At 50.0% G+C, this 13242-nt stretch carries 13 protein-coding genes; 4 read left to right on the top strand and 9 right to left on the bottom strand.

Annotated elements, in window-relative coordinates:
* Window positions 1-2 precede the first annotated feature (2 nt).
* From HA050_RS08205 to HA050_RS08165, 9 genes are all read right to left on the bottom strand, one after another.
* Window positions 3-731, bottom strand: coding sequence for an amino acid ABC transporter ATP-binding protein (locus tag HA050_RS08205; protein WP_099397827.1), 729 nt, complete (start codon window positions 729-731; stop codon window positions 3-5).
* 82 nt (window positions 732-813) lie between these two features.
* Window positions 814-1479 carry an amino acid ABC transporter permease gene (locus tag HA050_RS08200; protein WP_166824420.1) on the bottom strand — a complete coding sequence of 222 codons (666 nt, stop codon included), beginning with the start codon at window positions 1477-1479 and terminating at the stop codon, window positions 814-816.
* 1 nt (window position 1480) lies between these two features.
* The gene (locus HA050_RS08195; protein WP_166824417.1) at window positions 1481-2227 is read right to left on the bottom strand and encodes an amino acid ABC transporter permease; all 747 of its coding nucleotides are present in this window, start codon (window positions 2225-2227) and stop codon (window positions 1481-1483) included.
* Between the two features lie 201 nt (window positions 2228-2428).
* Window positions 2429-3325 (bottom strand): glutamate/aspartate ABC transporter substrate-binding protein, encoded by an 897-nt coding sequence (locus HA050_RS08190; protein WP_166824414.1) that lies wholly within the window; start codon window positions 3323-3325, stop codon window positions 2429-2431.
* A gap of 139 nt (window positions 3326-3464) precedes the next feature.
* Window positions 3465-4205 (bottom strand): amino acid ABC transporter ATP-binding protein, encoded by a 741-nt coding sequence (locus tag HA050_RS08185; RefSeq protein WP_166824540.1) that lies wholly within the window; start codon window positions 4203-4205, stop codon window positions 3465-3467.
* Window positions 4206-4372: 167 nt separating this feature from the next.
* A complete protein-coding gene (gene rsmA / locus HA050_RS08180) occupies window positions 4373-5170 on the bottom strand; it encodes a 16S rRNA (adenine(1518)-N(6)/adenine(1519)-N(6))-dimethyltransferase RsmA (RefSeq protein ID WP_166824411.1) in 798 nt (265 codons plus the stop codon).
* A gap of 201 nt (window positions 5171-5371) precedes the next feature.
* Window positions 5372-6361, bottom strand: coding sequence for a 4-hydroxythreonine-4-phosphate dehydrogenase PdxA (gene pdxA, locus HA050_RS08175; protein ID WP_166824408.1), 990 nt, complete (start codon window positions 6359-6361; stop codon window positions 5372-5374).
* Window positions 6362-6445: 84 nt separating this feature from the next.
* A complete protein-coding gene (locus HA050_RS08170) occupies window positions 6446-7738 on the bottom strand; it encodes a peptidylprolyl isomerase (protein ID WP_166824405.1) in 1293 nt (430 codons plus the stop codon).
* Between the two features lie 4 nt (window positions 7739-7742).
* The gene (locus HA050_RS08165; RefSeq protein ID WP_166824402.1) at window positions 7743-9902 is read right to left on the bottom strand and encodes an LPS-assembly protein LptD; all 2160 of its coding nucleotides are present in this window, start codon (window positions 9900-9902) and stop codon (window positions 7743-7745) included.
* A 59-nt stretch (window positions 9903-9961) separates the two neighbouring features.
* On the opposite strand from HA050_RS08165, the gene HA050_RS08160 reads away from it, so the two are divergent.
* The 4 genes from HA050_RS08160 to HA050_RS08145 all read left to right on the top strand — a co-directional run bounded on the left by HA050_RS08160 (window position 9962) and on the right by HA050_RS08145 (window position 12846).
* The gene (locus HA050_RS08160) at window positions 9962-10954 is read left to right on the top strand and encodes an aminoglycoside phosphotransferase family protein (protein ID WP_166824400.1); all 993 of its coding nucleotides are present in this window, start codon (window positions 9962-9964) and stop codon (window positions 10952-10954) included.
* On the top strand, window positions 10954-11646 hold the full coding sequence (gene murU, locus HA050_RS08155; protein ID WP_166824397.1) for an N-acetylmuramate alpha-1-phosphate uridylyltransferase MurU: 693 nt from the start codon (window positions 10954-10956) through the stop codon (window positions 11644-11646). The genes HA050_RS08160 and murU overlap by 1 nt, the downstream gene beginning before the upstream one ends.
* Before the next feature lie 231 nt (window positions 11647-11877).
* The gene (locus HA050_RS08150; protein ID WP_306475241.1) at window positions 11878-12408 is read left to right on the top strand and encodes an iron transporter; all 531 of its coding nucleotides are present in this window, start codon (window positions 11878-11880) and stop codon (window positions 12406-12408) included.
* A 117-nt stretch (window positions 12409-12525) separates the two neighbouring features.
* On the top strand, window positions 12526-12846 hold the full coding sequence (locus HA050_RS08145; RefSeq protein WP_166824394.1) for a cupredoxin domain-containing protein: 321 nt from the start codon (window positions 12526-12528) through the stop codon (window positions 12844-12846).
* The last annotated feature ends 396 nt before the right edge of the window (window positions 12847-13242 follow it).

Genomic DNA, 13242 nt, shown 5'->3' with positions numbered 1-13242 from the left:
GCTTAGTGCTGCAAAATCTTGGATAAGAATAGTTGCGCACGCTCGGAGCGGGTTTGGTTAAAGAACTCGTCCTTGCTTGCGTCTTCTACGATATGGCCCTGATCCATAAAGATCACGCGCGTGGCCACTTTACGGGCAAAGCCCATTTCGTGGGTAACGCACATCATGGTCATGCCTTCCTGAGCCAGCTCAACCATTACATCCAGTACTTCATTGACCATTTCAGGGTCGAGAGCGGAGGTGGGCTCGTCAAACAGCATGGCGATCGGGTCCATCGCCAGCGCACGGGCGATGGCTACGCGCTGCTGCTGGCCGCCTGACAGCTGGCCGGGGTATTTATTGGCATGGGCTTTCAGGCCAACACGGTCCAGCAGTTTCAGGCCTTTTTCCATCGCTTCATCAGTGCTGCGGCCAAGCACACGCTGCTGGGCGAGGCACAGATTATCTGTGATAGACAGGTGCGGAAACAGTTCAAAATTCTGGAAAACCATGCCGACTTTAGAGCGTAATTTTGGTAAATCAGTTTTTGGGTCGCCCACCGAAGTGTCGCCAATCAGAATGGTGCCTTTCTGAAAAGGCTCCAGGCCATTTACGCATTTGATTAAGGTGGATTTACCCGAGCCTGATGGCCCGCACACCACGATTACTTCGCCTTTTTTTACTTCGGTGCTGCAGTCGGTCAAAACTTGAAAGCTGCCATACCATTTATTGACATTCTGTATTGAAATCATACTGCTAACCTCTTTTGCAAACAGCGTTGAAGCAGTGCTTCTGCGCGATATTGTTTGGTTAAAGCTACCGTGTAAGCGTTCTTTACACAGCCAGTTTTTTTTGTAAGCGCTTCACCAGCATGGAAGCACTAAAGCTAATCAGGAAATATACAGCACCTGCCAGCAGCAGGAACTCATGAGGCTGGCCAACAATATCGCCTTTTGAGCGGGCTGTATTCAGAAAATCCATCAGGCCAACGGCATAAACCAAAGATGTATCCTGAAACAAGATAATGCTTTGCATTAAGAGCAGAGGCATCATTTTGCGAAAGGCTTGCGGCAAAATAATTAAGCGCATGGCTTGGCTGTAATTCATGCCCAATGCATAGGCGGCATTCACCTGGCCTTTAGAAATCGCCTGAATACCGGCACGCACAATTTCACAGTAATAAGCCGCTTCAAACATCATAAAAGCGATTAAGCAGGAGGTAAATGCGCCAATGGGTGTGGGGCGTCCCGTTACCCAGCCAATAATAAAGGGCACCATAAAGTAAAACCATGTGATGACCAGTAGTAATGGAATGGAGCGGAAGTAATTAACATAAAAACCGGCTAATTTGGATAACACCGGATTACTGGACATCCGTGCCAGTGCCAGTAAAGTGCCTAATGCTACGCCGCCAATGACTGCAAAAAAAAGCAGTTCAAGCGTAAGAATCATGCCTTCCAGAAGTCCGGGCAGGGCCGGGCCAATATTTGATAAATCCATCTTATTTTCCTCCCAGCGACATCAGGCCAGGCACACTGGTTTTCTTTTCTACCCAGCGCATAATCATCATCAGGCTCATATTCAGCGTGAAATAAATAAGGGTAGCCAGGGTAAACGCCTCAAACAAATTAGCGGTGAATTCTGCTGTTTGTTTGGTTTGTGCTAACAGCTCCATCAGACCAATTAAGGATGCGACGGATGAATTTTTAAATACATTTAAAAATTCAGAGGTGAGTGGCGGAATAATAATACGGAAAGCTTGTGGCAATAATACGTGGCGGTAAGTTTGGGCGATATTAAGGCCTAAAGCATAGCCTGCATTGATTTGCCCTTTGGGTAATGCCTGAATACCAGTGCGTACCTGTTCACAAACACGGGCAGAGGTAAATAAGCCTAAGCAAACCACCACACTGATAAAGGCAGAGGTTGAAGGTTTAATATCTTGTTTAAACCAGATTTCTAAAGGCTCGGGTAAAAAATCGGGTACCAGGAAATACCAGATAAACAATTGCACCAAGAGTGGAATATTGCGAAATAATTCTACATAAGCGCTGGCAAAACCGGAAACAAAACGATTTGGCAAAGTACGCGCCACACCCATAATGGTGCCTAAAATAAGCGCAATAATCCATGCAGATAAAGCCAGTGCAAGTGTCCAGCCCAGTCCGGAAATAAACCAGTCTAAATATACTTCACTGCCAATACCGGTGGACTTAAAAAAAACGCCCCAATCCCAGTTGTAATTCATATTTTCTCCCCGAAGGTAAAAGGGAGGCCTGATAGCCTGCTGGATTTAAGACGGGCCATTTTCAGAAGTGCCGGATTAGCATGGATTTCCCCTTTTTTAATTGGGGGAATCTATATAAACCGGCTTTTCTTGTTACGGGCCTTGCTTAAGTCCAACAGACTACCTGGCCTCCCTGATGATGTGTAAACCTGAAAAGGTTTTTTACATCTGTTCTGCAGATTTATCTGTCGGGCTGGCAATCAGCTTTTTCAGATCATCGCTCATAGGGAAATTCAGGTTTAAGCCTTTTGGTGGAATAGGCTGAGTAAACCAGCGTGCATATACGGCCTTGATGCGGCCGCTCTTGTAAAGATCAACAATGGAATCATCAACCAGTTTTTTAAACTGGGCGTCATCTTTACGCAGCATACAGCCGTAAATTTCATTCGATTGTGGTGTGCCAACAATGGCCCAGTCTGCTGGTGATTTGGCTTTTGCAATTTCACCGGCTAATAAAGCATCGTCCATCATAAATGCAGCGGCACGATTTGATTCCAGCATCAGGAAGGATTCACCGTGATCCTTGGCACTGATGATGTTCATATTCATTTTCTTTTCTTCGTTCATCTTTTTAATCAGACGTTCCGAAGTGGTGCCAGCCGTTGTCACGACGTTTTTGCCCGCTAAATCAGCAAAGTCTTTAATGCCGGATTTTTTATTGGCAAGAAGTCGTGTGCCAATTTCAAAAATACCGTTAGAAAAAGCAACTTGTTTCTGGCGTTCAACATTATTGGTAGTAGAGCCACATTCCAAATCTACGGTGCCGTTTTGTACCAGCGGAATACGTGTTTGCGATGTAACCAGGTTATAGCGAACCTGAATAAATGGCATATTCAGTTTTTTCTTAATGGCTTCAGCAATGTGATTAGCCACTTCTACAGAGTAACCAATTGGCCGCTGACCATTGTCTAAATAGGAGAAGGGAATAGAAGAATCCCGGTGGCCTAATACCAGGGTTTTTGTTTCTTGAATCTTTTTGAGCGTGCCGCTTAATTCTTCAGCTTGCACGTTTGCGGCAAAAAGAGAGGATACAGCCAAAACAAGTAACAATTTCTTCACGGGTGTTCTCCTAAAAAATCGGGGGATCTGTATTTGTTTCAGTATAGACTGACTGAAAAAATAAGACTTTGGGGATAATCCTTAGTGTTTCAAACAAAAACGGCCCATAAGGGCCGTTTTTGATGTTAGCTTACAAATATTACTGCTGCATGGGGGCTAGAATCTGACGTAAGAATTGCTTAGCCCTATCGTGCTGTGGATTGGTAAAGAAGTCTTCCGGATGGGCATCTTCTAAAATAACGCCCTGATCCAGAAATAACACCCGGTCTGCCACTTCGCGGGCAAAGCCCATTTCGTGGGTGACGACCATCATGGTCATGCCTGATTCAGCCAGTGTTTTCATCACTTGCAATACTTCACCAATCATTTCCGGATCGAGTGCGGAAGTCGGCTCGTCAAACAGCATTACGCCCGGGTTCATGGCAAGGCCGCGGGCGATGGCCACGCGCTGCTGCTGGCCACCGGATAAGTTTGACGGATAAGCATTTTTTTTGTCAGCAAGGCCAACGCGCTCGAGCAGTTTTAAGCCAAGCGCATCCGCTTCTTCCTGTTTCATGCCTTTTACACGGATCGGGGCGAGCGTGATGTTTTCCAGTACCGATAAATGCGGGTAAAGGTTGAAGTGCTGGAAAACAAAGCCTACTTCAGCACGCAGTTTGTTGATGTCTGTTTTGGGGCTGTTGACCTGCACATCACCAATCCAGATTTCACCATCGTTGACGGGTTCCAGCTGATTGATGGTGCGGATCATGGTGGATTTACCCGAGCCAGAAGGCCCGCAAACCACGACCACTTCACCTTGTTTTACTTCAAGACAAATGTCTTTCAGTACATGATGGTCTGGGCCATACCATTTATTGACGTGATTAAATTTGATCATTGGCTTGGATTGGGGCATGACAGGAGACCTGATTCTGTTAAATATTGTGCAATGTTGGCAAGGCGGGGAAACCCTGGGGCAAATGCCAGGCTGCGGGCAGGAGCAAGTGCTCCGCCTGCCTGAGTGAATGTCCGGGATACCGGGCCGCGGGCCGCCTTATAAGGTGTTTATCGTCCGGCTGCAACAAGGTAGTTGCTGAGCGCTACATATTGCTCCAGCGCTACGTTTTCCGGGCGGCAGCCTGGGGAAATGGCCAGGGCTTCCAGCTCGGCATCGCTTACCAGGCTTTTTACATTGTTACGCAGGGTTTTGCGGCGCTGGCCAAAGCTTTGGGCGACTAGCTTTTGCAGGTGATTGTAATCGCTGGCAGGTGCGGGCAGCTCTGGCCACGGCACCATACGTACGATGGATGAATCAACTTTGGGCGGTGGGAAAAAGGCCTCTGGCGGTACGTCAAACACGCGTTCCATATTGAAGCGATATTGCAGCATGATGCTGAGGCGGCCGTAATCCGATGTCGATGGCTCGGCCACCATGCGGTCAACCACTTCTTTTTGCAGCATAAAATGCATATCAAAAATCGAGTCGCCAAAGCTTGCCAGGTGGAATAACAGCGGCGTGGAAATATTGTATGGCAAATTGCCGATCAGGCGAATTTTGCTGCCTGGTGCAATCTCTGCAGCTAAGGCGCCAAAATCAAAATTCAGCGCGTCCACATTGTGGATAACCAGTTTTTCCGGAGAAAACTTTTCGGATAAATGCGCCACGATATCGCGGTCGATCTCTACGACGTGCAGCGTTTCTGTGCGATCCATCAGTGGCATGGTCAGGGCAGCAAGGCCCGGCCCAATCTCAACCAGTACATCGCCTTTGCGCGGGCTGACGGAGTTGATAATGTCGGAAATCACACTTTGGTCTTGTAAAAAGTTTTGCCCGAAGCGTTTACGAGGGATATGCGAAGTCATTTTTTTTCCAACGAGTTCTGTCGCGGCGTGTGCCACGGTCATTATGTGTGCGCTGTGCCGGGATGCCCGGCACAGCGCTTTAAAATGGTTTTCATGCAGCTTGGGTTAGCAGTCTGCGTGCGAGGAGTACCTCGCTCAGTGATCATTGCGTAACCCAATACTCATCACTACCGATGTTTTATTAACCGACGATTTACCGGTTCAAATCGTATTGTTAGCCAACTCGATTGCAAGTTGTGTGGCTGCAAGCAGGCTGCCAGCGTCTGCTGTGCCCGTACCTGCCAGATCAAGTGCCGTGCCATGATCAACCGAGGTGCGAATAATCGGCAGGCCCAGCGTGATATTGATGCCGTGGCCAAAGCTGGCATATTTGAGTACGGGCAGTCCCTGATCATGATACATGGCAAGTACCGCATCGCCAGAGGCGAGGATATTACGATTAAACAGGGTATCTGCAGGCAATGGCCCGATCAGCGTCATGCCTGTTTGGCGTAATGTATCCAGCACGGGGCTGATAATTTCTATTTCTTCACGTCCCAAATGGCCTGATTCCCCCGCGTGAGGGTTTAGCCCCGCCACAATAATTCGGGGTTTGGCAATGCCGAATTTAGTTTGCAAATCATGGTGCAAAATATTGAGAGTGGTGGTGAGTGATTCGGCCGTAATGGCGGCTGCCACGTCTTTTAGCGGCAGATGAGTGGTCGCCAGCGCCACGCGCATTTCGCTGCAAGCCAGCATCATGACAACTTGCCGGGTCTGCGTTCGTTCAGCTAAATACTCGGTATGCCCGTAGAAAAACCGTCCTAAATCTGCGCCTTCGTTAATCACGCCCTTATGAATCGGTGCAGTTACGATGGCAGCAAACTCGCCACTCTGGCAGCCGTCTGTGGCTCTGTCCAGCAAATCCAGCACATAGCGTGCATTGCCGGTATTAAGCTGGCCGGCGGTGCAGGATGAGGTGAGCGGGATATGCAAAATGGAAACCGGGGCCGTTTGCTCTGGCGAGTAATCGGGCCAGCTGGCATCAATCTGGCAGGCGTTTGCCCGTTCTGCAAGCAGGGTTTTATCGCAGAGAATAACCAGCTGGCAATCTTGCGGGCCGGTGGCTGCCAGCATGGCGCTGATTTCAGGGCCTATGCCTGCAGGCTCGCCGCTGGTGAGGGCGATGCGGGGCAGTGTGGGTTTGTTCATTGATTTTCACACGGCTTGAGAGGTTATGGCTGCAGGTCTGCAAAGTGACAGCGCGGGCATGGTGCCCGCGCTGTCAGAATTGCTTTACTCGTCTTTTAAACGTAATTCAACAAAAGCGCGGTCTCTTTGCTGGCGCAGCCAGTCTTCAAACTGCTCTTCGCTCTTACGTTGTTTTAGTTCATTTCTTACGCGGAAGCGCTCACGCTCTTTGGTCATATCTTTTGAACGGCGTTCCAGTACCTGAATAATATGCAGGCCAAACGGCGATTGAATGACCTGGCTGGTTTCGCCAGGCTTGAGTGCGTTCATCGCGGTCTCAAACTCTGGCACGGTTTCGCCGGGGGTGAGCCAGCCTAAATCACCGCCTTTGCTGGCGCTGCCATCGTCGGAATAGAGGCGGGCCAGCTCTTCAAATTTGCTGCCATTTTTCAGCCGGTCGGCCAGCTGATTCAGGCGCTGGCGTGCATCACCTTCTGAAACCAGCTCGTTCGTGCGGATCAGAATATGGCGGGCATGGGTTTGTTCAACGACGGTTTTTTGTTCCTGGCTGCGTTTTTCAAGCAGCTTCACAATATGAAAACCACCAGGGCTGCGCACTAAATCGGTGATTTCACCGGGGTTTAGTTTTTCCAGCAGCTGGGTAAACGCAGGGGGAAGTGAGCCTGCTGCACGCCAGCCTAAGCTGCCGCCGCTGGTGGCATCCGGTGCGCTGGAATACACCGCAGCAATCGAAGCAAAGTCTTTACCGGATTTAATTTCTTCAATGGCTGCAAGTGCACGGGTGCGTTTGGCGGTGATTTGTTCCGGGCTGGCGTTTTCCGGCAGTGGAATCAAAATATGCGCAAGGCGGAATTCTTGCTGTTCTTTACCGGTGTTCAGCTTGATGTATTCGTCGATTTCGCTGTCGCTGATCACAATACGGTTGTCGATTTCACGCTCTTTCAGACGGGTAAGGGTAATTTCGCGGCGGATATCTTCGCGAAATGACTTCCAGCTCATACCTTGTTTGGCAAGGGTTTCACGAAACTGTGGCAAGGACATTTTATTTTGCTCTGCCATACGGCCAATCGCGCGCTCCAGCTGGCTGTCATCAACCCGGATCCCTATCTGATCGGCGTACTGCACCTGTACCAGCTCCAGAATCATCCGGTCCAGCACCTGCTGCTTAAGCACGGCAGCGGGTGGCAGGGTGATGCGCTGGCTTTCCATGTTTTTCTGGACGCTGCTGATCCGTGCATCAAGCTCTTGCTGGGTGACAACACTTTTATTCACTACGGCAACAATGCGATCAATCGTTTCAACCGATGCGCTTGCAAATTGGGATGTGCCGATCAGGGCAACGAGCGCTAAGGCGCGGGAAATGTGGCGCAGCTTCATATAATCAGTGGACCTTGCTGTAGGTATCGGTATAACCAGGAATAGTTTGGCGCAGCACATCGATTGGATTGCTGCCTAAACCGCCTAAACCGCCCAGTTCAAGAAGGGCGAAGAAGTTGGTGTTGAATGTGCCGTCATTGGTAATGTAGCGTTGGGCGGCAAAGCGCAGTGCCCAGCAGCCGGCATTATATTCAACGCCACTCAGCGTTTCTAAAGCTTTATTGTCACGCAGCGAATAGTTGGCGCGCCCAATTGCGTACCAGCCTCCGCCAAGTGGCCACTGGCCAGAGAAATCAAGCTGTTCGATATTATTGTTGCGGCTTTGTACATAACGCATATTCAGCGCACGGTAAGCACCCGGGCTCCAGCCCAGATTAATATCGGAGCGGATGGTGCTGTCGTCCCGTGCATTGTATTGCAGGCTGTAACCTACCATAAAATCACGCCAGACCTGCCCGCTTACTGATAGTAATAAATCGGATGACGTTGCTTCTTCGGGCCTGCCCGGAGCATCCAGGGTGACTTTTTGATCGGTAAAGTAAAAGCGCTGGCCTATCGTGGCACGGACACGCTCAATTCCGGTTGATGATTCGTACAGACGGGAAGAGAGTGCCAGGGTCAGCTGATTGGCATCGTTAATACGGTCGTTTCCTGAAAACTGGTTTTCAGAAAACATTTGAGCAAAAGAGAAATCAGTAATGGCTGAATCAAAATTGGGCAGCTTGGATTGATCGCTGTAGGGCACATAGGCGTAATAAGCCCTAGGCTCTAAAGTTTGCGTGTATTCCATTCCACCCAGTGTGGTTTCTTTTTCAAAATACAGGCCACTATCAAGGCTGAAAATAGGCAAAACACGATTTTCGGAGCTACTGATTTGATCAGGGCCATTGGCGCGCAGCTGATAGCTGGAGGCGTGTACGCTGATTTTGGGTTTAATAAAACCATAAGAGCCAATAAAAGGCATACTGATCTCAGGCTTTACCCAGACGCGCGTGCCGTTGATTTTGGTCGAGTGATCAAACTCGGTGGCTTCTGCTGAAACGCTCAGTTGTACGCCTTTAATCCAGTCTGGCGTGGCAGAAAAACCAACTTGCGGTACACGGGCATAGGGCTCGTCAACCGGGCTGGTTGTGCTTTGAATGGTTTGAAAGCGCTGCCAGCGGCCAAAAGTCTGCCAGTTATCACCGCGATAACTCAGCACGGCTTCACGTGGCAAATTGGTTTGCGAGGCCACACTTAAGCGATCGCCAAAGTCGTTAAAGTAATCGTCATCTGAAACTTTTTGCACATTCAGGCTGAGTGACAGGCGATCGGTCAGCGCTTGCTGGTGCTGAAATACAATACTGCTGCGGCTGTTGTCTGAAACCGTATCGTTGCTTAAGCCTTCAACTTTCAGCGTGCCCGCGTAATCAGGCTGCATATAGCGAAACTCACCGCCCAGCATCACACCCCGGCGCGACATATAGCGCGGTGTTAAGGTGAAATCATAATTGGGCGCGATATTCCAATAGAAAGGCGTGCTGAATTCAAAACCATTACGGTTGTTGGTGCTGAAAGAGGGCGCTAAAAAGCCGGTTTGCCGATTGCTGTTGAGCGGGAAATTCATCCACGGCATATACATAATCGGCGCGCCTTTGAACTCCAGCCAGGCATTGTGGGCTACGCCTTTATTGGTGACGTAATCCAGCTCCAGCTCATTGGCGTGCAAAAACCATGCATTGTCGCCAAGCTTGCAGGTGGTAAAGCGGCCATCTTCCAGACGATATTTATCATCCCCTTCAAAGAGCAGCTTTACCGCATCACCGCGGCCTAAACCCTGGGCAATGGCATAGTCCGGGTTGGTGAGCGTGCCATATTTGGTATCGAGCAAATAATCGAGCTGATTGCCTTTTAAGACATCCCCCTGGCGTGTCATCTCGACCTGATCACCGGCGGTCACCTTATTCGACTTCTGATCGAAGGTGGCCCACTCGGCATTGACGTCAAGATCGCCTCTGTGGAGTTGAACATCGCCTCTGGCCTCAGTGGTCCCGGTTGTGGTGCCAACAACGTTGTCGGCTTCCACATTGATGGGAAGAGGCTCGGCCGAATGCGCCATCGCACAGAGGAGTGCAGCGGCAATTGCGGTGAGACGGAAATGAAATGGTGTGTGGGTCGCGGACATGCGGCCATCAGGAGCTGATAGAATTTGCAGATTCTACTGCATTGCTGGCACCTAAGACCATGACTAGAACAGATTCACTGAATTCCTGGCTGACCGAAACACTGGGTCAAGCCCCAAAAACACTGGAAATTGCGGCTGCTGACGCCAGCGTTCGTTCGTATTGGCGCGCTGTTTTTAGTGACCGAAGCCTGATTATTATGGATGCAAATCCGGCTGATTTTGATTGTCAGCCTTTCTTACAACAGCAGCAACGCCTTGCCACTGCGGGCTTACCGGTGCCTGCTGTACTGGCACAAAACCTTGAGCAGGGCTGGGTTGTGCTTGAAGATCTGGGCACCCAAACGCTTGCCAGCCTGATTGACGCGGACAACGCCGCCAATTATTACCGTCAGGCCATTTCTTTGTTGGTGAAAATGCAGGTGAGCGCGCCCATCGATGGCTTAGCGCCTTTTGATGGTGCATTTATGCAACGCGAAATGGATATTTGCCGCGAATGGTATTTTGGCAAAGCCTATGGCGTGACGCTGGAAGGCAAAGATTTAGGCGTATGGGAGCGCAGCTGTGCGCTGATCGTTGCACATAATCTGGCTCAACCAACCCTCTATATGCATCGTGATTTTCACTCCCGCAATATCATGGTGCAAGGTAATGAACTGCGTCTGATTGATTTTCAGGATGCGGTGCTTGGCCCCATTACTTACGATCTGGTGTCTTTGCTTAAAGATGCTTACCTCGCATGGGATGAAGCCTTTGTGCTTGATTTGGCGATTCGTTACTGGGAGCAAGCCCGTGCTGCCGGCTTGCCGGTGCACGAAGACTTTGGCGATTTTTATCGCGCATTCGAATGGCAGGGCCTGCAACGCCATCTTAAAATTCTGGGCCTGTTTGCCCGGCTGAAGCACCGCGATGGTAAAGAGCAATATCAGGCTGATATTCCGCGTGTATTTGAATATGTACGCAAAGTTTGCCTGCGTTACAGCGAATTAACGCCGTTGGGCCGCTTGCTGCTTAATCTGCATGGCGAGCCTGTGGCAACAGGATTCACCTTCTGATGAAAGCCATGATTCTTGCCGCGGGGCGCGGCGAGCGCATGCGCCCCCTGACTGATGCTTGCCCTAAGCCCTTGCTGGAAGTGGGCGGTACGCCGCTCATAGGCTGGCATTTACGCCGTCTTGCTGCTGCGGGGGTTACCGATATAGTGATCAACCACGCCTGGCTGGGCGCCATGATAGAAGAGCGCCTGGGGGACGGCAGCAGCTACGGCGTAAATATCCGGTATTCAGCCGAAGAAGCCGCGCTGGAAACAGCAGGGGGGATTGCTAAGGCCTTGCCGCTATTGGGGGACGAGCCATTTGCCGTGATTAATGGTGATATTTTTACTGACTATGATTTTGCCAGGTTGCCAGCGATTGCCCGGGATTTGGGTGAAAACCTGGGGCATTTAGTCATGGTAAAAAAAGCGGATTACCCTACTGGCCGTGATTTAGCGATTAATGCCCATGGCAAGGCAAAGCTGTGCGAAGAGGGCGATCAGGCCATGACGTTTGCAGGTGTGGCGGTTTATCGTCCTGCGTTTTTTGCAGATCTCGCAACAGGGCAAGCCGCAGCGCTTCTTCCTTCATTTATGCGTGGCATGGAAAAATCTCAGCTGCAGGCAGAGTCATTTTCCGGGCTGTGGCTGGATGTGGGGACGGTGGAAAGGCTCAATCAGGCCGATGCCATGCTCAAGGCGGGTTTGGCCTGAATAAATACCGGATACTCCCGCCCTGCGTATTTATTAACTATGGCTGGCGGGGTTTTACCATCCAGTAATCGCTGCGCGTTTATTGATTTAGATCAATAAAACGCATTTACCTGCTTTCATCGTAAATAGAACCTTTTTAAGTTACAGCGATAGGAATAATATTGATAGTAGTTCGTATTCAATAATGAGTACGACATATATCGCTGTTTTTCTTCGCTTAAAGGTATGTTTATGAAATATCTGGTCCCCGCGATTGCGCTCGCGCTGTCTGCTCAAGCCTACGCTGCAGAGTATCCGATTGGTAAGCCAACGATTAAAAATGGCATGGAGCTGGCGGCAGTTTATTTGCAGCCGGTTAAGATGGATCCGGATGGCATGATGCGTAAGGCGGAAGCTTCGGATATTCACCTTGAAGCCGATATTCATGCGGCCAAAGGCAACCCGAATGGCTTTGGCGAAGGTGAATGGGTGCCTTACTTACTGATTAAGTACGAGCTGCAAAAAGTGGGCAGCAAAAATGTGATTAAAGGCGATTTTATGGCCATGGTAGCCAGTGATGGCCCGCATTATGGCGACAATATCAAGCTGGAAGGCCCGGGTAAGTACAAGCTGAAATACACCATTTTGCCGCCATCCGAAAACCCGCACGCCCACTTTGGCCGCCATGTGGATAAAGAAACTGGTGTTGCACCCTGGTTCAAGCCTTTTGATCTGAACTATGAATTTACCTACGCCGGAACAGGCAAGAAGGGCGGTTACTAATATCGCCTGACTCAACGGCTTCAGCCTTAGCGCTGAGTGAGTAAAACCCCTCGTACGCAGAGGGGTTTGTGCTTTCTTATGGCTTAAATTGTTGTTGGTTTATGGGATGGAATTTTTATGCGACGTATTGTGGTGGCTTTGTTAAGCACATGCAGCCTGATGGCGGGTGCGGATGATTTGCTGACTTTCAGGGTAGAGCTTAACGATGGCAAGGTCACGCCAACGCGTATCGAAGCCCCGGCAAAAACCAAATTTAAGCTGATTCTGGTGAATAAGGGCAAGTCGCCTGCTGAATTTGAAAGCCTGCCGCTGCGCAAAGAAAAAGTCCTCGCCCCCGGCGTGGAATCCTTTGTGGTGATTCAGGGCGTTTCGGCTGGTGAATATATCTACTTTGACGATTTCCACCCGCAGGCGCGGGGTGTGATTGTGGTGAAGTAAGGGTGTTGTTCAGCGATCATCTTTTTAGTGCCTTCGGCACGTTGATTTTGGAGCGGGTGCCCCCGCTGGGGCGTTCTTTTCTTGAACGGCCAGGAAAAGAACCAAAGCCGCAATCCCAAACGCACGAAACCCCTCACTGCGGACAGCGGCGGCTGCGGAACTCGCTTCGCTCAGACAGGCATCAAAGAAATCCCGCCCGCTTGTTCCTCGTGTCGCGGCTTCAAGGGGGGTGATGTAAGCCCCGTGCCACGATAAAGGGAAAGTTTTGGGTCACGAAGAGTTTGAAAGTACCCAAAACCTTAAAACAAACATCTTAATTTAAAACCTGTTTTTCTCCGCGTTCTCTGTGTCCTCCGTGGTTCAGTATTTAGGTTTTTGTTCTCTTGTGTTGTTGCA

Origin of the sequence: Iodobacter violaceini (assembly GCF_011601265.1) — a bacterium.
GTDB classification, from domain to species: Bacteria; Pseudomonadota; Gammaproteobacteria; order Burkholderiales; family Chitinibacteraceae; genus Iodobacter; species Iodobacter violaceini.
Note: the sequence above shows the minus strand (reverse complement) of the source record. Positions and strands in the feature narration are given on the sequence as shown.

Bases quoted from the DNA above. Each gene is read 5' to 3' on its own strand.
- HA050_RS08170 (WP_166824405.1), bottom strand. From the start codon at position 7,738: ATGAAGCTGCGCCACATTTCCCGCGCCTTAGCGCTCGTTGCCCTGATC.
- HA050_RS08205 (WP_099397827.1), bottom strand. From the start codon at position 731: ATGATTTCAATACAGAATGTCAATAAATGGTATGGCAGCTTTCAAGTT.
- murU (WP_166824397.1), top strand. From the start codon at position 10,954: ATGAAAGCCATGATTCTTGCCGCGGGGCGCGGCGAGCGCATGCGCCCC.
- HA050_RS08200 (WP_166824420.1), bottom strand. From the start codon at position 1,479: ATGGATTTATCAAATATTGGCCCGGCCCTGCCCGGACTTCTGGAAGGC.
- rsmA (WP_166824411.1), bottom strand. From the start codon at position 5,170: ATGACTTCGCATATCCCTCGTAAACGCTTCGGGCAAAACTTTTTACAA.
- HA050_RS08185 (WP_166824540.1), bottom strand. From the start codon at position 4,205: ATGATCAAATTTAATCACGTCAATAAATGGTATGGCCCAGACCATCAT.
- HA050_RS08150 (WP_306475241.1), top strand. From the start codon at position 11,878: ATGAAATATCTGGTCCCCGCGATTGCGCTCGCGCTGTCTGCTCAAGCC.
- pdxA (WP_166824408.1), bottom strand. From the start codon at position 6,361: ATGAACAAACCCACACTGCCCCGCATCGCCCTCACCAGCGGCGAGCCT.
- HA050_RS08195 (WP_166824417.1), bottom strand. From the start codon at position 2,227: ATGAATTACAACTGGGATTGGGGCGTTTTTTTTAAGTCCACCGGTATT.
- HA050_RS08160 (WP_166824400.1), top strand. From the start codon at position 9,962: ATGACTAGAACAGATTCACTGAATTCCTGGCTGACCGAAACACTGGGT.
- HA050_RS08165 (WP_166824402.1), bottom strand. From the start codon at position 9,902: ATGTCCGCGACCCACACACCATTTCATTTCCGTCTCACCGCAATTGCC.
- HA050_RS08145 (WP_166824394.1), top strand. From the start codon at position 12,526: ATGCGACGTATTGTGGTGGCTTTGTTAAGCACATGCAGCCTGATGGCG.